Genomic DNA, 26,075 nt, shown 5'->3' on the forward strand with positions numbered 1-26,075 from the left:
GATTTGCTTATGAGAAGAGGATGCATGCAGTTTAGCTGCTGTTAACGATTGATCTATTTTATGATGAAAAGAAAGATTGGATGACTAAGGGTACCAATAGAATGTTTAGCCAAATACTCATATTGATGGGAAATATTTGATAGATATAATTTAAAGAATAGACTGAAACCGTAAAAATGAGTGCAAACCAAGCTTCTGTTTTAGAAATTTGATCTTCTGAAAAACGTTTGATATGGATCAGCGTATTTTGTTTGACATCTGAAAAATAAGAATGCGTGTATTTATTGGGAAAATAGCTGAGAAGCAGCATTAAGTTTTGAAAAAGATATAAAGACGATAAACCGAGTAAAAAATATCGAAATAATAAAATTAAACGCTCAACCCAACGATGCTCAGATGTAATATCGCCCTGTAAATAAAGTTCTATAATTTGATCAATAGACAAAATTAAAATTGAACAACAAGTAAGGAAACTCAGTAGAAAACGGCTTAAATGATGATGCTTAATTTCAAAAAAGGCATGTAAAATCGAATAGAGTAAAAATATTAACAAGATTATTGTGATGAATGTCGATAATACTGTATCAACACCAAGCATCTGTTTTTCGAAAAACCAATAGCAAATTCCAAGTGCGAATAAAAAACTAAGCCCTTCACTAAAAGGTGTGGTGAACTCTGATGATGCTCTAGAGAAAAAACTATTAAGTAAGCACCAAGATAGAAATAGACCCAAATTATTAATGGATTCGAGCTATTACTCTGTATAGAAATAAATGAAAGTGCACTCAAAAATAGGCTTAAAATTGAATAAATTAAGATTTTTTCTTTGTTTCTAATGATTTGATAACTTTGATAAAAAACACCACAGAGTAAACTGATGATTGTAAGCGGTATGTGAAATTGATGATTAATAAATGCTTTAATAACAACAAAGCAATAGCAAACTAATACGATACTGATAAGAAAGCGAGTGAATGGATAATTCAATACATCCCAAAAGTCTGATTTAAAATTTAGACGTTTTTTTAGACTAATTTTATGTTTAATTTTTTCTTTATACATTGCGACTAGGATTTATTCTGATTGTTATCTCATCTTTATGGATAAAAGTATATTTAGAAAATTTATTAAGTTCAAAAATAAAGCCGACGATTCGAGTGATGTGAAATCGTCGGCCAAAATACTTCAGTCATTCAAATTTAGGCTGCTAAACTAAATTTTCTGCAAGAAGCATGAAGCATGATTTATAGGTCTCATTGGGGTATAAGGTCACCGTGTATCATTGCGGATGCCGGTGCAATGACTACGCGGTTGCTACTGACCTTGTACCTTATATAACGCATAAGGTTGTGATTCGGTTGACAAGAAAATTAAAAATATTTGATTTATTTTCGGTTATGCTTTGTGACAGGAATTTATTGCGTCTGAGAGTTATGGTTTCTTTAAGAAAATATTTTTTATGGTTCTTTTTACTTTGCTTAGGATTAACGCTGGTTGCAGGTATTTTGGCAGCGTTATTGCCTTCGGCAATTGCAGGAATAGTCACTGCACTTCCATATTTAATAGCGATGATTGTTGTTTTATATAAATTTATTGATCAACAACAACGTGCACCTTCGGATCAAGAACGTAAAAAATTCACATTAGGTTTTACGTTGATCTTTTGGGGCTATAACTTTCTTGGTGTTTTTTTAAGTATTTTATTTTTTTCGAGAAAAGACCCTGAAATTTGGCAGAACTTTTTACTCTATGTCCAAAATTCCAGTTTCTTAAGTCTCAGTGTAATTATGATTTTGATGCTAGCGATACCATTATATTTAATTACCTTTTGGTTTTATGGTCCACAAGCGAAGCGCATGGCGAATAAATTGGTGGTAAATAAGTAATCATGAATTGAGCTCAAAGGCATCTTTCACCATGATAGAGAGATCAGATCATAAGAGTATTTCTATGTATCATCCTTGCGTTTTGGTTACTGGTGCAACAGGTTTTATTGGATCTTATTTGGTTGCATATTTGCTAGATCAAGATTATCAAGTGATTGGTTTAAGCCGACAGTCCAATCCAAAAATGAAGCATCCACGTTTGACATGGGTTCAATCTTTCGATGATATCCAACACGCTCAAATTGACTATGTTATTAACTTAGCGGGTGAAAGTATTGGTGATGGTCGCTGGACGCAAAGGCGAAAACAAAAACTCATCGACAGCCGAGTGAATACGACCGATGCATTATTACATTATCTGCTGACCCATCAGCAACATCCCAAGCGAATTATTTCTGGTTCTGCTGTAGGATATTATGGTATTGATCCTGATCAAGAATGGTCAGAAAAAAACAATGAGCAGGGATTATCTCAACCGATCTTTATGTCCGAACTTTGCCAAGAGTGGGAGAGGTCGGCTCTCCAACACAAAAATCAGTTTGATATTAAGGTCATTCGTTTAGGCGTGGTGTTTGGGCATGGCGGAGGAATTTTACAACAATTACTCTTACCGATTCGATTTAATCTGGTAGGTAAAATTGGTTCAGGTCTGCAGCCCTTAGCATGGATTCATATTCAGGACGTGATTCAGGCGATTGAATTTCTGATGTTGAATGAGACTCCAAAAGAAGTTTTTAATTTCGTTGCTCCTGAACAAACGAATCAGGTGTATTTTGTTCGCACCGCAGCAAAAATTTTAAACAAGAAACCGCTTTTAAGTCTGCCTGATTCATTGTTTAAAATCATGTTAGGTGAGCAGTCTCAATTGGTTTTAAATGGACAATACGTTATACCAGAAGCACTTATTCAAGCAGGTTATACATTTCAGTATCCAGAACTCAAAATGGCGTTGGAGCAACTACTTCCATCACATTAAACTTGAAACTTCAAAGATGGGTCATAGGGTCTAGGATCAACGAGGGTGGTCTGATTCAGCATGAGTTGTCGTAGTAACTGCGCTGCAGCTGGCCCCATGCATAAACCATTTCTAAAATGACCAAAATTCGCCCATAAGTTTTTCATTTCAGGCATTAAACCGATATATGGAATTCCATCAGGTGAGCTAGGTCTCAAGCCTGCCCATTGTTGCACAATCGGGAAATTTTTAAGTTCAGGTATGAGTTGAATGCATGCTTGGTAAATGGATTGTTGTGTTTTCAAATTTGGGCGATGTTCAAAACCTAATTCCGCCATACTGGAACCACAGACGATATGGCCATCTCGACGTGGAATCATATACATGACATTGTACATACACATCGTGGGTAGCCAGTTTTCAGGGGTTTTGAATAGGATCATCTGCCCCTGAACAGGTTGAACAGGGATATTGAAATCGAGTTGTGATGCCCAATGTGCCGACCAAGCTCCAGTAGCGATAACATACTGATCAGCTTTAATTTGATGTTGATCATGCAGAACAATGGATTGCACTTGCTGATTTTGAATCAGTAATTTTTCTACCCACTTATGCTCGATAATCTTTACTTTTGAATGTGATTTAAGATAAGTCAGAATAGACTTTAAAAGACGAGGATTACGAACATTAGACAATTGTGGAAAATGCAAAGCCTGCTTGAAAGTATTAGAAACTCGTGGATTCAGATTTCTTAATTGAGTCTCGTCGAGTAAATCGCAATGCTGCATCGGCTCGTTATATTGCGCCTTATAACTGAGTCCAATCTCAAAATCATCTTCATCAAAAATTAACATGCCTGAATCGTGAATTTCGAAATCAATGCCACTCAATGGTTGAATTTTTTGTTTCCAAGATTGATATAACGATTTACCATGTTGTGCCAATTGATTGACTGCTTGGGGATAACGCCAAGGATACATAGGTGACAAAATACCACCACCTGCCCAAGATGCAGCTTTAGCTGCTTGTTTTTGATCAATGAGGGTAATTTCACAACCTTGTTCGAGTAATTCAAGCGCTGTTAGTAAGCCGCTAATTCCACATCCAATGATGGCAACGTGCATTTTTATCCACCTTCAAAATGACGGGGTGTATTAGACCATATTCAAGCTCTAATCGTGCAAATAATCTCAATGATGTAAAGAGATCGATGAGATGTAAGATGTTAAATGAGTCAGTTAAAAGTTGGGTCTCGAATACAATGATGATGATTTTAGTAGAAAAAAAGCGCTTTATGGAAAAGCGCTTTTGATTCAATAGTGTATTATATATCTTTAAGCATTTTTGCAGCATCTTCAGCAAAATAGGTCCAAATTCCATCTGCACCAGCACGACGACAGCTCATCAATGATTCTAAAATCACACTTTCAGAAAGCCAGCCGTTTTGGATTGCTGCTGCCAACATGGCATATTCACCACTCACTTGATAAACAAATGTTGGAATGCCAAATGTGTCTTTAACTTCACGTACAATATCTAGATATGGCATCCCTGGTTTTACGATCACCATGTCTGCACCTTCTTGAATATCTAGTGCAATTTCGTGAAGAGCTTCAGCTCGGTTTCCTACATCCATTTGGTAGTTATACTTATTACCACCTTTTAAATTAGATGCTGAACCCACGGCATCACGGAAAGGACCATAGAAGCTTGATGCATATTTGGCAGAATAAGCCATGATATTGGTATAAATATGACCATTTGCTTCAAATGCTTGACGAATCGCAGCAATACGACCATCCATCATATCACTCGGTGCGAAAACATCGGCTCCTGCTTCTGCATGGCTTAAACCTTGTTTAATCAGACACTCAACAGTTTCATCATTCAGGACATAACCTGTTTCATCTATGATGCCATCCTGACCGTGTGTTGTATAAGGGTCTAAAGCGCCATCAGTGATGAGTACCATTTCTGGTAATTCTTTTTTTAGAAGACGGACAGTGCTTTGAACTAAACCATCATCTCTCCATGCTGCTTCAGCAGTTAAACTTTTGTCTTCTTGTGGGGTAACTGGGAATAAAGCTAATTTAGATACACCTAATTCTAAAAGTTTTTCAGCTTTGTTTAACAACAAATCAGCTGAAAGACGGTGAATATTTGGCATACTAGGTATTTCTTGGGTTTGATTTTGACCTGGTAGAACAAATACCGGATAAATGAGATGTTCAGCAGAAAGATGTGTTTCTCTCACCATCGCTCTGAGTTTGTCATTTTTTCGAATACGGCGCATGCGTGTTGCAGGAAAAGCAGGGCGATTAAACGTATAAGTCATCACAATCTCGATGTTTGGTATTTTACTTGGGTCTAATTGTAGCCCCCTTAAGGCGGTTTTTGGGAAAATGCTGATGGTTTTTTCTCATGATGTTAATTTGAGTTTTGTATGAACGATTCCCAAAAAAAATGGATGGGTAACCTCCATTTAGGTGCTAAACCAGATCTTGAAGTGGTATTAAATCAACTCACTCAAGTATTTAATACCTCTCCTTATTTCGCTTACAACGAAATGAAAATGCGTGTCGTAGAAGGTGAAATCCAAGGTTATATTGAGATGAAACCTAATCTCATTGGTAATATTTCTTTCCAAATTTTGCATGGCGGTGTAGCGGCAACATTACTCGATAGTATTGGCGGGATTGTTGCAATGGGCGAGCTTTACAAGCGTGCAGAGCCTGATATGTTGCCTGAAACTTTAAAGAAAGTTTCACGTTTAGCAACAGTGGATATGCGAGTGGATTATTTATCACCAGGGCGCGGAAAGTATTTTATTGCCACTGCTGAAGTCCTACGCATGGGTCGCAAAGGTTGTACGATGCGCATGAATATGGTGAATGATGAAGGTAAAGCAATTGCAACAGGTATTGCTTCATACGCATATTGAAAAATCTATGTATCTCTTATAAAAAAACCGCCCTTGTAGGCGGTTTTTTATACTAAACATCTGATCTTGAACGTTTTAACGCACGATTCCATTGATGTAAATGAAATTGACGTTGATCTTCAGACATTGTTGGCTCAAAGGCTTTTTCCAATTTCCATGATGCCGCAATATCAGACGGATTTTTAAATACACCTGCAGTTAAACCTGCCATTGCCGCAGCTCCCCAAGCCGTTGACTCCAAAAGTTGCGGTCTTAACACAGGAACATTCAGTAAGTCGGCTTGAAACTGCATCAACATATCATTTTGACTCGCACCACCGTCTACACGCAATTCTTTTAAAGGGTTTTGAATATCAGATTGCATGGCATTTAAAACGTCAGCGACTTGAAACGCGATTGATTCGAGAGCTGCTCGCGCAATATGCGCTTTATTTGTCCCTCTAGACATACCGCATAATAATGCGCGGGCATCCGTATCCCAATGAGGTGCTCCTAAGCCTGTAAAAGCAGGAACAAGTACAACACCATCGGTATTGTTAACTTGACACGCCAATTGTTCAACTTCTTGGCTACTTTGAATAATTCCTAGTCCATCACGTAACCATTGCACAATCGCACCAGCCATAAAAACACTACCTTCAAGCGCATACGAGGTGTGTTCTTTGCATTGCCAAGCTAAAGTGGAGAGAAGCTGATTTTGACTCAGTTGAATTTGATCACCTGTGTTAAATAACATAAAGCAGCCAGTACCATAGGTGTTTTTAGCTGAGCCTACGTCAAAACATGATTGACCAAATAACGCTGATTGTTGATCACCTAGAATCCCTGTAATTGGAATTTCTGCACCTAAGAGACCTTTTGCTGTATTGGCAATATGGCAATCAGAAGCCACGATTTTGGGTAGTATTGCTTTTGGGATGTTAAATAGTGCGAGCAACTCGTCGTCCCATTGCTGGGTATGCAAATTCATTAACATGGTTCTTGAAGCATTAGAGACCTCAATTACGTGTTCAGCACCTTGAGTGAGATTCCAAACTAACCAGCTATCAATGGTGCCAAAAGCCACTTCGCCTTGTTCCGCACGAGCTCTTAAACCATCAATATTTTCAAGTAACCACACTAATTTTCCAGCACTGAAATAAGGATCAATGCGGAGTCCTGTGGTGTAATTTATCTTGGTTTGTAAGTCTTGGTGAATGAGGGAATTACACCAATCACTTGCTCTGCGATCTTGCCAAATAATTGCAGGGGCTAGAGGTTCACCAGTTTTTTTATCCCAAATCACTGTCGTTTCGCGTTGATTGGTTAGGCCTAAAGCTTTGATATCTTTAGGCAGTAATCGCGCATCAGCAATTGCTTGCTGCACTACTGCGATTTGTGAACTCCAAATCTCTTGTGCATTTTGCTCTACCCAGCCTGACTTTGGGGTTCGTATTTTAGTTTCTCTTTGAGCTGTTGCATGAACGTTTCCATGTTCATCAAAAATGATCGCACGACTTGACGTCGTCCCTTGATCCAGTGCAAGTAAATAACTCATAAAATATGCAATTTTGAACTTGAAAAAAGGGATTTTATCTCAATTATTGAAATAAGCGCATGAGTATGTGTAATTGTTGTGAAATTAGAGGTCGTATTTTCAAACTTTTATGCTATGATTGCGTTGTACTTTGGGGATGTTCCTGGCTTCGACGCTGGTGATGAAACTCATAGATGCATGCCGAGAGCGCATTTTCTCTCGTAAATAAAATTTGCATTTTAAATAGTCGCAAACGACGAATCTTACGCTCTAGCTGCCTAAGGGCAGCTTGTCCGCATCTCTGAATACTTGTGGTTAGAGATCCCGACTGAAGCGCACGCACACAAGTCCGTATAACATCAAGCCTTGGGGTGTTGTACTAAACTTAAAGGATCGCTCTCTTAACCCTGTTCGTCGGGTCTTTGAGGGTTAAAACAATAGACGATATCTAAGCATGTAGTAATCTCGAGTGTAGTGCTTGCGGACGCGGGTTCGACTCCCGCCATCTCCACCAAAATTTAATTCAGAGATGTTCGACTGAATGTGAAAAAGCCTTTAAACTCAATGTTTAAGGGCTTTTTTATTGGCTGTATTGTCCGATCCAATCCTAAGCTGTGTGACCCAATTTTTGCCTTCCGTGGGTAATTATTGGGAAAATTTACCCAATTATTTTTAGTTCTAAATAGGGTAAATACAGATGAAACTCACCGATACAGAATGTAGAAAAGCTCAACCGAAAGAGAAGCGTTATCGCCTCTCGGATGAAAACGGTTTATCTCTACTTGTGACAACGGCTGGTCAAAAATATTGGAATGTCCGTTATACCGTTCATGGGCAGCGACAATCTGAATCTTTAGGTCCGTATCCAGATTTGAGTTTAAAGAAAGCAAGAGAGCTAGCACTTGAACTTAAATACAAGCATTCTAAATCTGTACTGTATGAAGATTTGAAACCTTACTTTAAGGAAGTATCTGAAGATTGGTTTGAGAATCAGCGAGAAACCTGGTCACCTAAGCATATCAATAATGTACGTGCATCACTTGATGAGCTTTATCTGAGTTTAGCGAATAAAAGAATCAATCAAATTCAAGCGCCTGAGATATTACAAGTCATCAAGAAAATAGAAGCAAGAGGGTCTTCTGAGGTTGCGAAAAGGACGCTATCTCGTTGTGGTATGGTCATGAAGTATGCCATTGCACATGGCTATCGATATGATAATCCAGCGAGTGATCTCGTTTATGCGTTGAAGAGTAAACGTGTTAAGAATTTAGCTTCATTACCTGAATCAGAAATGCCTGAGTTCTTAAGACGTATTAAAGACTATCCAGCAGATGCGCAAACACATCATGCCATTATGCTCATCATGATGACGGGTGTGCGAGTAAGTGAGCTATTACAAGCGAAGTGGGATGAGTTTGATTTAGCGGGACGTAAATGGGATATCCCAGAAGAGCGAATGAAAAACCGTTTACCTCATCGTGTACCCTTAACAGACATGATGATTGATGAACTTCATGCACTACGTCTGACACACAATCAAGATTTGTTGTTTCCACATCGTTTGAATAATAAAGAGCCCATGCGTAGTGAATCGATACTCGCTGTGATTAAGCGTTCTGGTTATGCAGGGCGTATGACAACGCATGGCTTTCGATCACTTTTCAGTACGGTTTTGAATGAGTCAAATCTATTCAATCCTGATGCCATCGAACGTCAGCTTGCCCATGTACCTCAGAATAGAATTCGTGCTGCATATAACCGTGCACAGTACTGGGATGAGAGGGTAAAAATTATGGAGTGGTATGGAGAAAGAGTTAAGGAGTGGTTGAATTAAACAACCGAAAAATTTTATAGAGACCACGCCATTTGGCGTGGTTTTTTTATGCAAAATTTTAGTTTTTATCCAATGGGGAAATGTTAATTATTTGGAGTTTAATTGTTTTTTAATTGAGTATAAAAGTTACTTGAATTAGGTATAATAGTAAGAAATAAAAATTTATATTTAAGATAAATCCTTAATTAAAAGGGTGTATAAGGGTGTTTAATTGAGATATTATTAAAAAAATGAATACTTTTATGATATGCAAGATAGCTATTTAACTACCGAAAAAGTTGGCGACACCGATCATCTTTTTAATGAGCTTAGTGATGATCAGGTTTTTAGTTTTTTAAAGCGTTGCTATAACGATACCTACCCAACTTTTGATGATGGGTTGAAAGCTAAAACCGAGGGAATTTACTTTGAAACTATCGAAACATTAGAGCGGTTGCATCTTTGTTTAGTTGTAGTGTCTGATTTTCTTGGTTATGCAAGAATTGATTGGGATGATGCGTATAAAGTACAAAAGAAAATTAAAATTAAAGAAATCGTAACTTTTTATAATAACTTGGTCATTGATATAAATTTGATGAAACTCAGTATAAAGAGTTATGACTTTGCTCCTAAAGTAAGAGCATTTATTAATTTTGTCATAAGTGAACCAGAATGTCTGTTTAGATCGGATGTACAAGCAAACCTGTGGACGATTGAGGATTTTCCACATGATCAAATTTTTAAGACGGTCGATCGGTTTAAGAAGTATTTTGAAAAGCGAAAAAAGATTTATCATCCAACTTTGAACATACCTGAATGGAAAGAACAGGTTAAAGAAATTGAAGTAACGATAAAAAAATCTAAGAGAATTACTCAGGCTCTATACCTGATAAAGTTTAGTGTGACTGATTTTTCAGAAGATGAAATTGCTGATTTAACTTCGGATATTAATCTTGATTCCGCAGAACCCAATTTAAGTTCTTCACGGAAGCTAAAAGAATTTGTTGAATGGCTTAGTCTAAGGGACATTGATGTCAAATTACCTTGGTTATGTAAATGGACTAAGGTAGAAATATACCTTCGGAGGGAAGTGCGTATTACAATCGGGATGATATTAGATGCTACTGAGCAGGAATTACCCACCAAACTAATTCAGAATGCTTTGATTAATCATATTACTTTGGCATTGAAAGGAACTTGGTTTGAGCAATTAATTGTTTTTGAAGTGGTGCAATTAGACCAAATATTCGACCACCTTGGTGTCGGAGTGATTCGCTACATTACACTTCCGAATAAGCGAAAATTGGATTTGATGCTGAAGTGGTATCTCGGTGTATTCTACCAACTAAATACTATTATTCAGCCCAGCAACTTGGAAGCAGAGACGTATTTTGCTGATAATCCTGTAATTAGAGACATTAAAGAAAGAAAATTAGAAAATACAAAATTTGAGCTGTGTCCTAGAGAAAATTCTAAAAAAGAAGGTAAATCAGAAATTAGTTTTGAATTGAATTCTAAAAAACTTATAAAGCAGATTCCTGCTTATTTTAGCTCAATCCATTTCTTGTACGAAGGTCTAAAGCATTGTGAAGGATTGAACAATAATGATATTGAGAAACTTCAAAAGCTGAACTTGTTTATAGCCTATTTGGGGGCTACAAATTTGGATAGCCTTCAGGATACGTTGAAAATGACAAAACCCAAAAAATGGGCTGATGTTGTTCAGATTTACTTGATATTGCTTCGTGATTGGAATGACTCTTATCTCAAAATTAGTAATCTAGCTATTTGTGAGATTGATCCCTTAGATAGAGGCTTTCATCGTCAACCTTCTATAAAATATATAAAAGAATTACTAATGTCGGAACAATCATTGAAAATGATCGTTCGAGAGCTACGCAGACTTAAACGAGAGCTTTTAAATAAGGAGAAAGTCAAAAGTTTAACGAGCTCGACGAAATTAGTCGAAAAAAATAGCCGATTTGCAATTAAGTATTTGAATCACAGCTTTAAACAGAATTTAGTGTTATTACGTTTCAAGATCGATAATCGTGAAACTAGTCTTAAATTGAGTGAGCTAAAAAAATTATTCACACAGTTTATCAAGTCTAGTGGGCGTGCCCCTAAACGTATAGGGGCGGAAATAGATGCCTATATTGGATATTATATTTTTGATGGAAAAGGATATTCTATTGATTTTACGTTAATATTCTATCTTAGAGATAATGTGTCTGCTCAGGATGTTCCACAACAGTTTGACGATTATTGGCAGGAATTTAAAGGAAAGTATGCTAAAGCCAAGCAATTTGAACTTAGTCAATTAAAGCTTTCCCTTATACCGACTCTTTGGGCTGGAGGAGGTAATTTAGATCCATTGGTGATCAACAAAGGTGACAAATTTATTTCTCAACTTAAAAAAGATCTAGTGGGCTTTTATACTGCATACGAATATATTCGGAAATGTAATAATACACAGGAACAAGGTGGAAAAAGACCTGAGCAATTTTTGAGGGGTAGAATTCGAAAGCCAAATGAGAAAAATGAAGTAGATAAGCAATCACAACAATCTGATACTGAAGTCATTCAGAAGGAGTCGATTAGAAATAATGAAAATTCAAAAGCAATTGTTGATGATCAAAAACAAGTTTGGGACAGAATTGATGAGATTAAGAAGGAAAGGGTGCGAAATATACTGGTCAACCTGAAGCCTTTGACATCAACAAATGATTAGTAATGATTATCAATATTTTGCAGCATTACAAAAAATTGTCGCTTCGACGTAGATAGGATATTTACTGTTTTTTATCAGGAATTAAATGTGTCAGTTCTACGCTTGAGTTAGTACAACTTACAAAAATAGTCCAAGGTTAAAGAGGTATATAAAGCTATATAATAATATCTATTAAATATATGATTCTATATACACACATTATATAGAGCTCTTATCTAATTTAAGCCTAAATGTAATTTCTTATTGATTAGCCCTATTGCTATGTATTAACCACAGGTGCATAGCAATGGAACAAACTCGAATCAATCATTCTCCTCTTATTACTGAAATTGAGAACTTTGTAGAAGATACCATTAATCGTACAGAACCATGGGATAGTTACTGGTCCGGGTTAGTTGATTTACTCAAAGAACTTCAAGACCAATATAATCCAGATTTAAGATATTCAGCCTATAACGAGGCTATGATCGAACTCATGTTGGAACTAGAACAAAATATGGAGTCAGATGTTATAGATACCTCAACATTAGCGGAGCTGAGTTTTTATGATGTTCAGTCTGTTTTTGATAAGTTTGAAAAAAGGCATCAACGGGAGGTACAGCGATTTAAACAGGATGAGTTAAGAAATCGAATAAAGGCCCTAGAGTACACGGAAATGTTACTGGAACATTATTCTAAGTTGGCTATTATTCGTGTTGATCTTTCTTATAGACAGGATAAACGTACCTTTATTGATATTTCAGATTTCAGAAAAGATATTCGAAGACTATTGGATCGATTACAGGATGGTGATCGACATTTCAATGATTTACAAGGATATATCTATGCACTAGAACAAGGTACTGAAAAAGGATATCACGCTCACTTCTTGTTGTTCTATGATGGTAATAGAGTACAAGCAGATCGTTACGTTGCAGACTGTATTATTGATACTTGGAAGAAGATCACAGATGAGACGGGAATAGGGTATAACTGTAATACTGCCAAAAATCGTGATAGTTACAAGGCTACGGGCAATGATGCTCTTGGTCGTGTAAATAGAGAGGATGAGGGCAAACGAGCTAATGTTCTAAAAATAGTACGTTATTTTACTGAGCCAGCTAAAATTGAACAATATCTCAGGATAAAAGTAAAGAATATGCAGACCTTTGGTCATGGCAGATTCTATAAACCTTCGAGACGAGGGGTAGATAAGACATTAGAACGACTTAAATGGAAAAGTGAATAGTCATTCTGTTGATTAAGTTCTAAAATAAAATATAAGATATTGTAATCATGATCCTTTTGAGGATAATAGGGAAAATCCAATTATCCTCAAAAGTGAAATGAAAACACATAAGCTGAAATATTTAACTATAGATCATATCGAGCAAATCAAAAAATTATGGGTTCCTGGTAAAGACACATTCAGTGACAAAGAGGCTTTCACTCGTTCTTTAGATAAAGAGCAATTGATCGAGCTTTTTTATATTTCAGGAGATTGGACTTATGAGGAAGCTGAGGAGGAAGTAAAGACTTGTCCTGATGTTGCCTTTAATATCTATAGAAAGCAAAGATTAGAGATCCTATATAATCTGATCTGAAAATAATCTCAGATATACATTATCTAGGTGAAAACGAGTTTTTTAACTTTGCAAGGCTTGCCAATCGGTGAGCCTTTGTCATTTCTAGAGGTATATATTATGAGTTTAAATTGTCCTTATTGCTTGTCCGATCAGATTACTCAGGTTGTCAATCAGCAGGTGAGTGGTTCTCATTCCACAGATCTTACAGCATCAGCATCGTTTGCCAGCATTGGAGCATCCATTTCAAAGAGCTTACCTTTACCCGTATCACCATTACTTGGTGGATTAGCAGGTGCAGTGATTGGTGGTCTATTTAGCAGTGTGTTTGATGAGCCGAAAAAGCCTGTCACCATGACCTATTACCACTGCAACCAATGTCAGCAGAACTTTCGTTGAATCAGCATAGGAGATAAGAACGATGGCACATCAAATCGAACAAATCGCCTATGTTGGCGAAACCCCTTGGCATGGTCTGGGTAATCAGCTGAGTCCGAATCAACCACTCGAAGTTTGGGCACAGCAAGCTGGGATGGACTGGCGGATTGAATCCTCCGATGTCAGCTATATGGCACAGAATGAACGTGGTCAGAGCATCATCATGCCATTTGAGGAACAGCGAGTGTTGTATCGTTCAGATACCCATGCACCTTTATCTGTAGTCAGTCAGCGTTATCAGGAAGTACAACCCAAAGAGATTTTGGAGTTCTATCGTGATCTGACAGAACAATCAGGCTTTGAGCTTGAAACAGCAGGCGTTTTGAAAGGTGGTAAGAAATTCTGGGCTCTAGCACGTACAGGTCAAAGCACAGCATTAAAGGGTAAGGATGTCAGCAATGGCTATATTCTGCTTGCTTCTGCATGTGATGGTACTTTAGCAACCACAGCACAATTTACCTGTATCCGTGTCGTGTGTAACAACACGCTTGCGATTGCACTGAAAGGTGCAACTGCAAGTGCAGGTGTGGTGAAAGTACCGCATAGTACTAAGTTCGATGCTGAGAAAGTGAAACAGCAATTGGGGATTTCTGTGCGTGCATGGGATGAACACATGTATGAAATGAAACAGCTCTCGCAGCGTAAAGTCAGTCAACAGGAAGCGAAGGCTTACTTTGATGCGGTGTTTAACAATAGCACCATGTCAATTTCTGATCCTGAAGAGAACATTATTCAGTTCTATCGTCAGGTGGCAAGCAACCCATCACAGCAAAACAAAACTGAACCCAATGGAAGAGCGATGACTAAATCACTTGACATGTTTAATGGTCAAGGTCGAGGGGCTGACCTGTCATCAGCTAAAGATACGGCTTATGGCTTACTGTGTTCGATCACTGAATTTGTAGATCATGAACGACGAGCCATGAGTACAGATCACCGTCTTGATTCAGCTTGGTTCGGTGCAGGTGCTAGTGTGAAACAACGAGGATTGGAGCAAGCACTTGCTTTAATCGCCTGAAATTAACTGACTCACTCATGTCGAAATCAAGTCACCCCAAACAAATGCTAGTCATAGCACTCATGTAACCCCTCTCAATTAAAACAGCAAGCAAATCGCCATACCCGACCTCGTGTCGGGTATGGCTTTTTTATGCATCTCTTTTACAGAGATCAGAATTTATAAGGATAATTCCATGAATCAAATTGTATCTATTTCCCAACAGCCTACGACTGTAGGATCAAAGATCGTAGTCAATCCAACTATCACCACCAAACGCTCAACAGCAGCCAAGCGATTGGTCAACACCAAAGGGATGGAATATCAGGATTGGCTCGAAGTTCGTAAGCAAGGCATTGGCAGCAGTGATGCCGCGACTGCCTGTGGTCTTAATCCCTACATGTCGATGCTGGAACTCTGGCTGATCAAAACTGGACGGCAGGCTCAATCCATAGAAGATGAAAGCTCAGGTGTTGCACCGTTGTACTGGGGAAAGCAGCTTGAACCATTGGTGGCTGAGTATTACAGCATGCACACCAACAATAAGGTACGTCGAGTCAATGCTGTGTTACAGCACCCTGATCCTGATAAGCATTTCATGTTGGCAAACTTAGATTACTCCGTTGTCGGAAGTGATGAAGTTCAAATCCTTGAATGTAAAACAGCAGGGGAGCATGGGGCGAAGCTGTGGCGTGATGGTGTACCACTCTATGTACTTTGTCAGGTACAGCACCAATTGGTTGTGACAGGAAAACAGGCAGCCCATGTGTGTGTATTGCTCTGCGGGCATGAAACTAAAATCTTTAAAGTCACTCGTTCTGAATCTGTGATTCAACACATCATTAATGCAGAACGTTACTTTTGGGAATGTGTGGAAAAGGATACACCACCTTCAGTAGATGCAAGTGAATCGGCCGCCAAAGCCATTCAGCAGTTGTATCCAGTCCATGTGCCACTAACAGTTGAAGATTTATCCCAGAATGAAACAGCCAATCTTATGTTCGATAAGCTGATCAAACTGAAAGAAGAGATTCAGCATAAGCAAGAACGCTTCGATCAACTCAAGCATCAAATACAAATGATGATGAAGGATGCAGAGCGTGCCACGTTTAGTCGTGGTTCAGTAGTGTGGAAGAAAGCCAATGACAGTGTCAGTTTAGATACCAAAGCTCTACTCAAGCATCAGCCTGATCTCATTGAACAATATCCACTAAAAAGACAGGGCAGTCGTCGCTTCAACATCTATATCGATTAAGCCCATCTCATTCATTTCATCAAAAATGCACAAAAATCGCTCCCCGCTCTCTACATCATGTGTAGAGAGCAAATCGGTCGCGATCTTTGCAGCTAAAACTCAGCTTTTTAACATTTGGGTAACTTATTTGGTCTGTGTTCTGACCTACATAGAAGCACCCAAATCTGTAAGGAATTAAATATAGGAGTATCACCATGATCAAAGGTCTAGCGATCACACCGCCTACACTTGGACGTATCAGTATTGGTCGAGTCGTGGAAAAGAATGGCAAACGTCTACCTGAAAAAGATGATCAATTCACCATAACCTCGCAAATCCAAAATAAAGAAGGATGGATCAAGCACCCATTAGATGAACAGCTTCGAGCGAATTCACCCAATCAGAAGCTCCGTTCAATTCCTGTACGCATGATCTTTAATGATCCTGATTTGAACTTACGAGCAGAGTACACCTTGTTTGATCGACAGACTGGACGGCCTGTTTGTGTTGGTGATGGTCAGACCTGTCAGCGTTTAACCAACCAAGGCGTTGAACAGCATCCGTGTCCTTCACCTGATTTATGTGCTTTGGCTCAGGGAGGGCATTGCAAGCCCTATGGTCGTTTGCATGTGAATTTAGATGAGTCGGATGAATTTGGCACATTCATCTTTAGAACCACAGGTTTTAACAGCATACGCACATTAGCAGCTCGTTTGAGCTACTACCATGCGGCTTCAAATGGCTTGCTTTCATGCTTGCCACTGCAACTGACACTGCGAGGTAAGAGTACTACGCAGAGTTATCGTCAGCCTGTGTATTACGTGGATTTAACATTAAGAGAAGGAGTGGACTTACAGTCTGCGATTCACACAGCACATGAGATTGATCAGCAAAGTAAGCAGTCAGGATTTAATCAAGAGGCACTCGATCAGATGGCACGACAGGGCTTTGCTAATGCGAAGTTTGAAATGGATCTAGAGGAAGGATTGGAGGTAGTAGAGGAGTTTTATCAGACAGAGGAGCAACAGCAGTCCGTTGTTCAAAATGAGTCTTTTAATATTCAACAGGGGTTAAAAGGTTCCGTGACTGCGTTGAATTGAATCGGACAGGGTAAAACCTTACTGGATTGCCGTATCTCATGAGCGAGTTGCTCGACATCATGAGATCGGAGTAAACACCATGAGTACATTTGTAGGGCAAACATTCCAAATGAACCAACTGATTAGTATCAAGCAGGTCGTAGAGCTAGTTGGCGTTGGACGTTCAACCATCTATGAGATGATGGATGAGAATTCACCTTACTACGATCCGACTTTTCCAAAGAAAGTCAAAATCACACAAAACCGTATCGGTTGGTCAGCTTACGAGATCCATCAATGGATTGAGAACAAGTTGGCGAGCCGTGATTAATTGGAGTAATCCATATGAGTTTAAATAATGAAATCATTAAAATCTTTATTGAAGGATGGTTGGTTAAATATCATGATTTTTCAATAATCGATGACAGGATTATTAAAAATAAAGATGAATTTAATCTTTTGTTTCAATTAGATGGGTGTATTTTAGAATTGATAGATGTTAAGCAAGAGAAGGTGTTAATCTCAACTGAAATACCTGAAGATTTAGATGCAAAAGGTTGCATAGTTTTTGCAACGAGGTTTTACATTCAGGTTGCAAAATTTTGTGAAAGAGAAAAGCACTAGTGCTTTTCTTTTTTGATTTTAATCAAAGGATCTGTTTATTGAATATAATGTTTAATAGTAGTACTCTCACTGGAGAAATTTCTCCAGTGAATCTTTGTTGCAATGAAATCTGATATTTTTAATTTACATTTCTCGGGTCATGAAACCTTTGCACTACGCTATGGTTGGCTAAATAAAGCATATAATAATTTTAGTTTAAATGAAAAAGATATTGAAAAACAAGTTGTTGAGCTTGGTGTTGGTAAAAATATGGTTAACAGTATTAAATACTGGGCTGAAGTTTCAGGGTTAGTGCCACTCAAAGATTCTGAGAATAGTAAACAAAACTATAAAACTCCAATAAGTGAAATTTTTGCAAAATATGATACTTACTTAGAGTTGAATGAATCTACTTGGTTACTACACTATTTTATTCAAAAAAACTTTACTGATCTAACATTTGCTCGTTGGTATTTTAATTATTGTAATAAACAAGTCTTTGAGAAATCTGAATTACTTAGTGATCTTATATTTTGGCTTGAAACAAACGGTTTAAAGCTACCTTCGGAAGCGACTTTGCAAAAAGATATAGATTGTTTCATTCTTTGTTACTCAAAAAAAATAAGTAAGAAACAACTTAATGAAGATGCATTTATTTCGCCATTAAATGAGCTGAATCTAATTTATCAGGTGGATTCTCATAAGTTTAAAGCTGATCTACTTGAACAAAAAAATCTTTCAGTGGATATATTTTTATATTGCTTAACAGATTTTTGGCAAACACATTTCTCGGAAGCTCCTTCACTAAGTGTAGATATGATTTCGACTTATCCTGGAAGCCCTGGTCGTTTATTTCGTTTGAATAATGCATCGGTCGATTATTTCTTAAATCAATGTGCAGTTATTGACGATCGTTTTAACTGGACTGATACATTAGGAATGCGTAGCTTATCGTGCTTGGATATCAAAAATGTAAATTTAAACGAACTATTGGCTAATATTTATCGTGAGTATCAGAAATGAATCAAAACTATAAATTAAATCATTACTATGAAATTCACGTAAATCACCTACTCTCGACACGACTTGATAGTGACATATCGAAGGAGTTTTTTGAGCGAGTAATTTTTCATGGAACAGCGTACAACTCATTGAAAACAATAGTTGATTCTTTTTATGAAAATACTCAATCTGCTTTTACTTTGACAGGTGGATATGGTACAGGTAAATCTACTTTAGCAGCGATTTTATCAGGGCTTTTACATCCAAATGATGAAATTAGAGAGGCCGCTAGAGCTTTAGTACAAGATTCTGATTTACTTAAACAAATTGATAAAAATTTCAAGTTATCTAGTGATAAACCTTGGTTGATCATTAAAGCAGTCGGAGGGGTAACTTCACCCGTTGAGCTGTTTTATAAATCCATCCTAAAAGCACTTCAAGATGCAAATCTTATGGATGTATTTGAAGGTGACTTATTCTTTCTACCAGATCAGATAGATAGTGATCATCAATTAATTGAATGGATTGATGAAGTATTTAGAGCATTAGATGGAAGAATTTCAGGTAGTTTATTTATCTTAGATGAGATGGGTAAGCTTTTAGACCATATTGCTAGAAATAATGGTGATCTACATTTATTCCAGGATTTATCTGAGAGAATCAATAGACTTTCTACTAAGCAGTGTCCTTTTATCTTTTTAGGGATTTTGCATCAGGCGTTTGCTGACTATGCAAGAGGGATGAGTCATCATATCGCTTTAGAATGGACTAAAATTCAAGGTCGTTATGTTGATATCTCATATCGAATTTCATTAGATGAATCGGTTGCACTTGTTTCTAAAACAATAAAAGCAAGAGAAACTCAAATTCCAGAAGCTATTACAGCTGTAAATAATGCCTTAGTAACTAAAGTTGTAGGTTCTATTAAATCTCGATTGACAGAGAATAGTCCAAAACTGAATGTATATCTGCAAGAGGCCTTGCCACTACATCCATTAACTACTGTACTTCTTGGTATTATTTCTAAAAGTAGCTTTAGTCAAAACGAACGTAGTATTTTTAGTTTCCTCTTGTCAGTCGAACCTTTTAGTTTTAGGAAGTTTCTAGAGTCAGAAGTTAATCTAAACTCCACTTACACGATTGTTGATTTATGGGATTACTTAAGTCAGAACTTGCAACACCAAATCCTAAGTTCTAAAGAAGGGCATTTATGGGCAATCGTTGAAGAAACTCTAACTTTACTTAGTAAAAATCTAAGTAAAAAAGAAGGGTTAACTTCTGAAAGTGAAGAATTATATCCTAGCGTGATTAAAGCAATTGCAATGCTTAATATGTTTGGTAAATCTTTAGGGATTTATCCGTCAGTAGATTTAATTGCTCACGCATTACCACTTTCATCAAAAAAACTAGAAATGCTCCCTAAATGTTTAAAGAATCTAGAAGATTGGGGGATAATTACTTATTGGAATCGTACAAAGTCTTATGAAGTTGTTGAAACATCTGAACTTAATATTCAGCAATTGTTACAAGAGAAATTGGAAGCATTAAGTAACCAACAAAATTATTTTGAGCACATTAATTATAAGGGCAACTCAGTACTTGCAAAACGCCACTATCATGAGAGGGGTGTAATGCGTTGGATGGATCAGCATCTAGTAAATGATCTTCCTGGATTAGAACGTCTTATAAATAAATCTGAATTTATTAAATCAAAAGCATTTGCGCACTTTGTTTTAATAACAGATCAAGCTCTTAATTCAAATAGACTCATTGAATTATCGAAGCAACATTCTCGTCTTGTTTTTGCTAAGTTAGATAAGATTAGTGAGTTATTAAGCTGGTCTAAAGAAATTTATGCTCTAAATGAAATTTTTAGAGAGTTGCCAAAGCTGATGCTGGATACCGTTGCGAAAAAAGAATATGAGCAACGGTTAAACTATGCATATCAACAGGTCGATGATCTATTTAGCCAGTCCTTTGAATCAGTGGAATGGTACTGTAAGGGGAGCCTGTTAAAGGGTAAGTCTTTATCCATTATTGTCTCTGATTTGGCTGATGAGCTATATCAATCATGTCCGAAAATTCTAAACGAATTAGTTGTTCGACATGATGTTTCTAGCTCTGCAGCAGCTGGTCGTAAAAAACTATTAGAAAATATGTTAGAGAATTCGAATCAAGAAAATTTAGGGATCGAAAAGTTCCCACCAGAAAAAGCAATTTATTTGTCTTGTATTAAACAATTAGGCTTACATCAGTTTAATGTGGATAAAATGGAGTGGGTATTTGATTTTCCTATCTTAGATGAATCTAATAGAGAGCAAAGTGAAAATTTAGAGCGTGTTTCGACATTATTTCAACGTGGATATAAAGTTTTCACAGATACAAAGTCTTTAGTTCCTTTAACAGAGCTTTATAAGGTGTGGTCAGATACACCATTCGGTATTCCTCATGGTGTTTTACCAATATTTGCTTTAACCCTATTATTGGCTAAAGAAAAGAGCCTTGCTTTTTATGATAAAGATGTAACTCAAGAATTTAAGTTTATTAGTGAAATTGATGATGAGTACATCAATAAGCTAGTTAAGAGACCTCACGAGATTGCTGTTAAATATATTAAAGAGCCTGCTGAAAAAAATAGGTTTATAAATCTACTAGCTAATAGCATCAAAGATATTTTTGAAAAAAATATAGAGGCTACACCTTTAGCTGTAGCACGTTTTCTAGTTTCATATACTGTGAAGCAGTCTAGTTGGGCTAAGTTTTCTAAGGATAAAGAATACTTTGACGAGAAGGTGCAGTTATTAAGATCATTCCTTGTTAAGGCAGATGATCCGTACAAATTGCTATTTGAAGATTTGTATGATGTGCTTGAGGTTTCAACAAGATCTGATGATTTGGTTCTTGCAGATCTATCAAATTTACTTGGTAGCTTTATGGCGGCAAAGCCAAATCTCCTTAAAAATTTTGAAGGTAGATTGCGTAAAGAGCTTGGTAATATTACACCTGAAATTATTCAAGAAGCAGATGCAGTGAGCAAGTTTGCAGCTGATTGGAAAATGAAAAAGTTTGCCGAACATCTATCTAGAAGTTCGACTGAGTCAACTCAATGGTTATCAAATTTAATTACATTGCTGGGTCAGATACCAGAAAAAGATTGGACGGATGACAGTCTGAAAAAAGCTTTTGAAGCTCTTCCAGGTTATGTACAGCGTTTTAAACAGTTGAGCTTTTTTGCTAGAAATGCTGAGAAATCAGAACAAATTTCATCTAATAAGCAATCACTAGCAGTAATCATTAACACGGATCAAGGTCTTGAAGAGTATAACCGAGACGTTATTGTTGATTCGACTATTGAGAAAGATTTAAAAAAACTGCAAAAAGAGTTACTTAAAAAGGTGAATGCTTTTGACCTAAGTGATGATGCTAAAGCAATGGTATTATATGAGTTGCTTAAAGATTATTTACATCCCATTGGTGAGGAGAAAGCATGACCCTTGAAAAGTCAGTAAAACATGTCCTAGGGCTTTCTGGTGGTAAGGATAGTGCGGCTCTTGCTGTCTATATGCGAGACCATTATCCTGAATTAGATATTGAGTATTTTTTTACAGATACTGGTAAAGAATTACCTGAAGTCATGGATTATCTAAACCAATTAGAATCTTACCTAGGTAAACCAATCTTACGCTTAGGTTCAGATAAAGATTTCGATTACTGGTTGAAGGAATATAATCATTTCCTTCCCTCTGGTCATCAACGCTGGTGTACCGTACAGATGAAATTAGTGCCATTTGAGAAGTGGGTAAAACCATTTCTTGATGAAGGCTATGAGATCATTAGTTATGTAGGAATTCGTGCGGATGAACCTTGGCGTGAAGGTTATGTGCCAACCCAAAAGTTTTTAACCACAAAAATGCCATTTGCTGAAGATGGTCTAGTCAAAGAGGATATTATTAATATTCTAGAAGGGACTGGATTAGGTCTTCCTAAATATTATGAATGGCGTTCACGTAGTGGTTGCACATTCTGCTTTTATCAAAGAAAGATTGAATGGGTGCGTTTGAAGGAACGACATCCTGATAAATTTGAGGAAGCAAAATCCTACGAAAAAAAGTTGAATGATGATAAATCTACAAATGGTGAAACTTATTATTGGATGGGTAAAAATACACCGTTAACAACACTTGAAGATCCAGATCGTGTAGCGCAAATTAAAGCTGACCATGAGAAAAAGCTTGATAGATTTAAGAAGAAGCGCCGTCGTAATGCTCTATATGATGATCAATTGATTGAAATGATTGATTTAGATGCGCTGTATGATGATATCGAAGGTGGTGGTGCTTGTGTGACTTGTTATAAGTAGACTGCTCTGAAAGCAGTCTACTTATAAATTTATATAACAACAGGTGGAAGAGAAGCTAGAGGATTATTTGTAAGAGTTTTGTATTGCTGACTTATTTTTTCAGTATCTATATTTCTGTTTAACATATAGAGCAGAATATTTTTTAGAAGAGTTTTATTGTCGTTTATCATCGTGTTTTTTCTCTCATCCCACATTAGATGAAGAAAAGGCTCATCTGTTAAATTTCTTGGTAATAATGATGCGAGTTTAACAGATTCTCTTAAACTGTATGATTCTGTTAGAGTGGCAATTATCTTTACAATAAGTTGAAGACCGATTGGTCTAAATAGAATATTTCCACCACTATTATTTCTATATTTTGCTACAACTGTAGGGTAATCTTGAGTATCAAAAAATTCCTGAATTTCTGGGAAATAATTTTTTAATAGCTTGAAAAATACTCTTGCAAGCTTGAAGTATTTATTAAGTTCTTCGTCAAAAGGTCTCACCTTTTGGAGATCTATCTTCTTTTTTTTCAGTGTAGTATTGAAAGAAGTAAAAATAATAGTCATTACATCATAAAGGCTACCAATCGTAGTAAGGCTCCTAGTATTAGTAGGAGGCATATTATTTGTTGCTACAAAGGCAATTCTTTCTTCAGAGAAGAAACCACTTTCTTCTATCAACCATCTAACAGTTATAGACATCACATCATCTTCATCAAGAGCTATGATATCTCCTTTTTTAACTGGTCTTGCGGTTTTGTTTAATGTAGTAAATAATCGGCGGGTTCTTTCTAATCCTTTAGGGGTTAGATGATGAGAAACGAAAATGACTGAAATCTCATCATAGGGATCATCCTCAATCAATCTATCTTTTACAGCTTTTTTTATTCCAGCTAATCGATGTTGACCATCTAACGCAAATAATTTTTCTTGACCATTTAGGGCTAAGAAACCCACAGATGCTATTGTCTCTTCTCTTAATTGAATTTGGTTAGTATGTTGAGTATTGTTTTGAATATTTGATAATGGCAACCACGATGGTTCACCACCATAGGTAGCTACGACGATGGAGTTAAAAAAGCGTTCGTTTTGATCTTTTAAGTATTCTGCGACACTTTTACTACGTGATTCTGTAAGGCTGCGTTGGATCATATCTGATAATTGCTCATTTTTATGAATTTCCTTGGCAAAATTAACTCTTTTACTAACTTCATCTAAACTCATTAAGCAACTGTAATAAACCCAATCACCCATAATACCTCTAAGGGCTGGCAAAAGAATTGGTGATGATTTATTTGATTTCTTGGTCATTTAAATGCTCCTAACATTTGTTTAATTTCCGCTTCTAAATCACCTTTAGAGAAAGGAGGTAATAAGGCAACATTTAAATTTTTTTCAAGTTTTTCAAGTTCTTCTGATGTAACAGTGTCATCTATAGGTGCGTAAAAAAATCTTAAAACTTGATGCCAATTTCCAATCATATTAGCAATATGGGCTCTTTTCATAATTTTTTTTACATTTAAGTAATCTTTATATCTTGCTCGAAGAGATCGATGTGATTGTCGGCCAGCAATTCCTATATATAAAATATAACCATGTGTTGGAAACAGTGCATGACTATCACGGCATATTGCAAAAGCGTATATTCCTCGTTTGTCATCAGGAATATTTGCTATTTCATCTTCACCATACTTGATAGATTCCCAAGCAAGTGAACTAATACCGAAATCATCTTTTAGTATTAAATCTGGAGCCAGGCAAAACTCGAGCCTATAACGTCCTAGTTGATCATGCAGCTTATCTACAAAGTCATGCAATGTTTGTAAATCTTTCAACGTTAATTCTCACAAGAATTTTAAAAGAAGGTTAGAAATTGTTAAAAAATTGATTAATTAAATTTTCATTAAATTCATTGCCTAGACTGATCCGAATGGATTGGCTTGCTAAATTAAAATCTAATCCTATTTCACGCAATACATAAGACATCTCAATATTCAATGATGAGCAAGCTGAACCCTGAGAACATAAAAAGTCGGAGTTTGCTACAAAATGTGATGCATCAAAGTCCGGTAAGCGAACATTTAGAATATGAGGAATGTAGTGTGTATCTGGAGAGTTGATAACTCCACCAATTTTGTTAATTTTTGCTCGTAGCATGGAATTTATTTTATTTACTTCATCAAAACTATCTTCAATAGTTTGGTCTTCTACGGCGGCACCGAATCCTAAAATCAATGGGGTAGCAAGAGTCCCACCTCTTAACCCATATTCTTGGCCAGCTCCATGAATAACAGGTTGGATCCTAGTTTCTCGCAAGTCTCTAATGTATAGAGCTCCAATACCTTTAGGACCATAAATTTTATGAGCAGATAAAGAGAGCATATCTATATTTAACTCATCAACATCGATGCGAATTTTTTTGTAAGATTGAGCAGCATCTACATGAAATTTGATATCTCTTTCAAAACAAGCTTGACCAATAGATGCAATAGGTTGGATTGATCCAAGCTCGTTGTTTACATGCATAATACTGACTAGAACTGTATCTTCTCTCATTGCTGAGATTACTTCTTCAGCGTCAATAATTCCGTTTTTCTGCGGAGAAATATATGTGATGTCATATCCATGTTCTTTTTCTAAGAAGTGACATATCGAGATAATGCATTTATGTTCTATCGATGAGGTGATGATATGCTTTCCCTTTTTTTGATTTGCTAGAACATATCCTTTGATTGCTAAATTATTTGACTCAGATGCCCCACTAGTAAAGATAATTTCACTTTTGTAGGCCCCGATCGAATCAGCAATGATTTCTCTTGCTCTTTCAATTTTTTCTGCTGAAGATCGACCTAACTTATGAGCAGATGAGGGGTTTGAGTATTCTTCTTCAAATGCACGAAATAATTCTTTTTTAACAGATGGCAGGAGTGGAGTAGATGCTGCAAAATCTAAATAAATCATTTTCGGTCAATAA

General features: G+C 36.8%; 22 protein-coding genes and 1 other RNA gene. 17 read left to right on the plus strand and 6 right to left on the minus strand.

Going from position 1 to position 26,075, the window contains the following annotated elements; all coding sequences use genetic code 11:
• Positions 1–1,433 precede the first annotated feature (1,433 nt).
• Positions 1,434–1,886, plus strand: a complete 453-nt coding sequence (locus AC1M9J_RS12910; RefSeq protein ID WP_180028763.1) for an ABZJ_00895 family protein — start codon at positions 1,434–1,436, stop codon at positions 1,884–1,886.
• Positions 1,887–1,950: 64 nt separating this feature from the next.
• Entirely contained in the window at positions 1,951–2,862 is a 912-nt protein-coding gene (locus tag AC1M9J_RS12915; protein WP_481952430.1) for a TIGR01777 family oxidoreductase, read from the plus strand.
• On the opposite strand, the gene thiO is transcribed toward AC1M9J_RS12915, so the two are convergent.
• Both thiO and hemB read right to left on the minus strand, forming a co-directional pair.
• A complete protein-coding gene (thiO, locus tag AC1M9J_RS12920) occupies positions 2,859–3,965 on the minus strand; it encodes a glycine oxidase ThiO (RefSeq protein WP_481952431.1) in 1,107 nt (368 codons plus the stop codon). The genes AC1M9J_RS12915 and thiO overlap by 4 nt on opposite strands.
• Positions 3,966–4,165: 200 nt before the next feature.
• Positions 4,166–5,176 carry a porphobilinogen synthase gene (gene hemB, locus AC1M9J_RS12925; protein WP_092768220.1) on the minus strand — a complete coding sequence of 337 codons (1,011 nt, stop codon included), beginning with the start codon at positions 5,174–5,176 and terminating at the stop codon, positions 4,166–4,168.
• Between the two features lie 108 nt (positions 5,177–5,284).
• Between hemB and AC1M9J_RS12930 the strand changes: the two genes are divergently transcribed.
• Entirely contained in the window at positions 5,285–5,782 is a 498-nt protein-coding gene (locus AC1M9J_RS12930) for a thioesterase family protein (protein ID WP_180028745.1), read from the plus strand.
• Positions 5,783–5,834: 52 nt separating this feature from the next.
• Here AC1M9J_RS12930 and glpK read toward each other — a convergent pair whose 3' ends face one another.
• On the minus strand, positions 5,835–7,319 hold the full coding sequence (glpK, locus tag AC1M9J_RS12935; RefSeq protein WP_481952432.1) for a glycerol kinase GlpK: 1,485 nt from the start codon (positions 7,317–7,319) through the stop codon (positions 5,835–5,837).
• Positions 7,320–7,451: 132 nt separating this feature from the next.
• On the opposite strand from glpK, the gene ssrA reads away from it, so the two are divergent.
• From ssrA to AC1M9J_RS13005, 14 genes are all read left to right on the plus strand, one after another.
• Positions 7,452–7,812, plus strand: a transfer-messenger RNA (tmRNA) gene (gene ssrA, locus AC1M9J_RS12940).
• Positions 7,813–7,995: 183 nt separating this feature from the next.
• Complete coding sequence (locus AC1M9J_RS12945) at positions 7,996–9,132, plus strand: tyrosine-type recombinase/integrase (protein WP_481952433.1); 1,137 nt, start codon at positions 7,996–7,998, stop codon at positions 9,130–9,132.
• Between the two features lie 247 nt (positions 9,133–9,379).
• On the plus strand, positions 9,380–11,842 hold the full coding sequence (locus AC1M9J_RS12950; protein WP_481952434.1) for a hypothetical protein: 2,463 nt from the start codon (positions 9,380–9,382) through the stop codon (positions 11,840–11,842).
• A gap of 286 nt (positions 11,843–12,128) precedes the next feature.
• Positions 12,129–13,070: a YagK/YfjJ domain-containing protein gene (locus AC1M9J_RS12955; RefSeq protein ID WP_481952435.1), complete on the plus strand. Its 942-nt coding sequence runs from the start codon at positions 12,129–12,131 to the stop codon at positions 13,068–13,070.
• A gap of 97 nt (positions 13,071–13,167) precedes the next feature.
• Complete coding sequence (locus AC1M9J_RS12960; protein WP_481952436.1) at positions 13,168–13,425, plus strand: hypothetical protein; 258 nt, start codon at positions 13,168–13,170, stop codon at positions 13,423–13,425.
• 99 nt (positions 13,426–13,524) lie between these two features.
• Complete coding sequence (locus tag AC1M9J_RS12965) at positions 13,525–13,803, plus strand: hypothetical protein (protein WP_481952437.1); 279 nt, start codon at positions 13,525–13,527, stop codon at positions 13,801–13,803.
• 22 nt (positions 13,804–13,825) lie between these two features.
• Positions 13,826–14,860, plus strand: a complete 1,035-nt coding sequence (locus tag AC1M9J_RS12970) for a DUF932 domain-containing protein (protein ID WP_481952438.1) — start codon at positions 13,826–13,828, stop codon at positions 14,858–14,860.
• Between the two features lie 175 nt (positions 14,861–15,035).
• Complete coding sequence (locus tag AC1M9J_RS12975; protein WP_481952439.1) at positions 15,036–16,094, plus strand: YqaJ viral recombinase family nuclease; 1,059 nt, start codon at positions 15,036–15,038, stop codon at positions 16,092–16,094.
• Positions 16,095–16,288: 194 nt separating this feature from the next.
• On the plus strand, positions 16,289–17,173 hold the full coding sequence (locus AC1M9J_RS12980) for a recombination directionality factor (protein ID WP_481952440.1): 885 nt from the start codon (positions 16,289–16,291) through the stop codon (positions 17,171–17,173).
• Between the two features lie 79 nt (positions 17,174–17,252).
• Positions 17,253–17,483, plus strand: a complete 231-nt coding sequence (locus AC1M9J_RS12985) for a helix-turn-helix transcriptional regulator (RefSeq protein WP_481952441.1) — start codon at positions 17,253–17,255, stop codon at positions 17,481–17,483.
• Between the two features lie 14 nt (positions 17,484–17,497).
• A complete protein-coding gene (locus tag AC1M9J_RS12990; RefSeq protein ID WP_481952442.1) occupies positions 17,498–17,776 on the plus strand; it encodes a hypothetical protein in 279 nt (92 codons plus the stop codon).
• Between the two features lie 102 nt (positions 17,777–17,878).
• A complete protein-coding gene (locus AC1M9J_RS12995) occupies positions 17,879–18,778 on the plus strand; it encodes a DUF4007 family protein (protein WP_481952443.1) in 900 nt (299 codons plus the stop codon).
• Entirely contained in the window at positions 18,775–22,248 is a 3,474-nt protein-coding gene (locus AC1M9J_RS13000) for a hypothetical protein (RefSeq protein WP_481952444.1), read from the plus strand. Before AC1M9J_RS12995 ends, AC1M9J_RS13000 begins: the two co-directional genes overlap by 4 nt.
• Positions 22,245–23,117, plus strand: coding sequence for a phosphoadenosine phosphosulfate reductase domain-containing protein (locus AC1M9J_RS13005; RefSeq protein ID WP_481952445.1), 873 nt, complete (start codon positions 22,245–22,247; stop codon positions 23,115–23,117). The genes AC1M9J_RS13000 and AC1M9J_RS13005 overlap by 4 nt, the downstream gene beginning before the upstream one ends.
• A 29-nt stretch (positions 23,118–23,146) precedes the next feature.
• Here the strand turns inward: AC1M9J_RS13005 and AC1M9J_RS13010 are convergent, their stop codons facing one another.
• The 3 genes from AC1M9J_RS13010 to AC1M9J_RS13020 are packed head-to-tail and all read right to left on the minus strand — an operon-like array spanning position 23,147 to position 26,062.
• A complete protein-coding gene (locus AC1M9J_RS13010; RefSeq protein ID WP_481952446.1) occupies positions 23,147–24,412 on the minus strand; it encodes a DGQHR domain-containing protein in 1,266 nt (421 codons plus the stop codon).
• Positions 24,409–24,936: a hypothetical protein gene (locus tag AC1M9J_RS13015; protein ID WP_481952447.1), complete on the minus strand. Its 528-nt coding sequence runs from the start codon at positions 24,934–24,936 to the stop codon at positions 24,409–24,411. Before AC1M9J_RS13015 ends, AC1M9J_RS13010 begins: the two co-directional genes overlap by 4 nt.
• A gap of 31 nt (positions 24,937–24,967) precedes the next feature.
• A complete protein-coding gene (locus AC1M9J_RS13020; RefSeq protein WP_481952448.1) occupies positions 24,968–26,062 on the minus strand; it encodes a cysteine desulfurase family protein in 1,095 nt (364 codons plus the stop codon).
• Positions 26,063–26,075 lie beyond the last annotated feature (13 nt).

Source organism: Acinetobacter sp. ANC_7588 (assembly GCF_056783995.1).

Bases quoted from the DNA above. Each gene is read 5' to 3' on its own strand.
- glpK (WP_481952432.1), bottom strand. From the start codon at position 7,319: ATGAGTTATTTACTTGCACTGGATCAAGGGACGACGTCAAGTCGTGCG.
- AC1M9J_RS12970 (WP_481952438.1), top strand. From the start codon at position 13,826: ATGGCACATCAAATCGAACAAATCGCCTATGTTGGCGAAACCCCTTGG.
- AC1M9J_RS12995 (WP_481952443.1), top strand. From the start codon at position 17,879: ATGAAATCTGATATTTTTAATTTACATTTCTCGGGTCATGAAACCTTT.
- AC1M9J_RS12915 (WP_481952430.1), top strand. From the start codon at position 1,951: ATGTATCATCCTTGCGTTTTGGTTACTGGTGCAACAGGTTTTATTGGA.
- AC1M9J_RS13005 (WP_481952445.1), top strand. From the start codon at position 22,245: ATGACCCTTGAAAAGTCAGTAAAACATGTCCTAGGGCTTTCTGGTGGT.
- AC1M9J_RS12980 (WP_481952440.1), top strand. From the start codon at position 16,289: ATGATCAAAGGTCTAGCGATCACACCGCCTACACTTGGACGTATCAGT.
- AC1M9J_RS12945 (WP_481952433.1), top strand. From the start codon at position 7,996: ATGAAACTCACCGATACAGAATGTAGAAAAGCTCAACCGAAAGAGAAG.
- AC1M9J_RS12990 (WP_481952442.1), top strand. From the start codon at position 17,498: ATGAGTTTAAATAATGAAATCATTAAAATCTTTATTGAAGGATGGTTG.
- AC1M9J_RS13020 (WP_481952448.1), bottom strand. From the start codon at position 26,062: ATGATTTATTTAGATTTTGCAGCATCTACTCCACTCCTGCCATCTGTT.
- AC1M9J_RS12930 (WP_180028745.1), top strand. From the start codon at position 5,285: ATGAACGATTCCCAAAAAAAATGGATGGGTAACCTCCATTTAGGTGCT.
- AC1M9J_RS12985 (WP_481952441.1), top strand. From the start codon at position 17,253: ATGAGTACATTTGTAGGGCAAACATTCCAAATGAACCAACTGATTAGT.
- AC1M9J_RS12975 (WP_481952439.1), top strand. From the start codon at position 15,036: ATGAATCAAATTGTATCTATTTCCCAACAGCCTACGACTGTAGGATCA.
- AC1M9J_RS12955 (WP_481952435.1), top strand. From the start codon at position 12,129: ATGGAACAAACTCGAATCAATCATTCTCCTCTTATTACTGAAATTGAG.
- AC1M9J_RS13000 (WP_481952444.1), top strand. From the start codon at position 18,775: ATGAATCAAAACTATAAATTAAATCATTACTATGAAATTCACGTAAAT.
- AC1M9J_RS12960 (WP_481952436.1), top strand. From the start codon at position 13,168: ATGAAAACACATAAGCTGAAATATTTAACTATAGATCATATCGAGCAA.
- AC1M9J_RS13010 (WP_481952446.1), bottom strand. From the start codon at position 24,412: ATGACCAAGAAATCAAATAAATCATCACCAATTCTTTTGCCAGCCCTT.
- hemB (WP_092768220.1), bottom strand. From the start codon at position 5,176: ATGACTTATACGTTTAATCGCCCTGCTTTTCCTGCAACACGCATGCGC.
- AC1M9J_RS12910 (WP_180028763.1), top strand. From the start codon at position 1,434: ATGGTTTCTTTAAGAAAATATTTTTTATGGTTCTTTTTACTTTGCTTA.
- AC1M9J_RS12950 (WP_481952434.1), top strand. From the start codon at position 9,380: ATGCAAGATAGCTATTTAACTACCGAAAAAGTTGGCGACACCGATCAT.
- thiO (WP_481952431.1), bottom strand. From the start codon at position 3,965: ATGCACGTTGCCATCATTGGATGTGGAATTAGCGGCTTACTAACAGCG.
- AC1M9J_RS12965 (WP_481952437.1), top strand. From the start codon at position 13,525: ATGAGTTTAAATTGTCCTTATTGCTTGTCCGATCAGATTACTCAGGTT.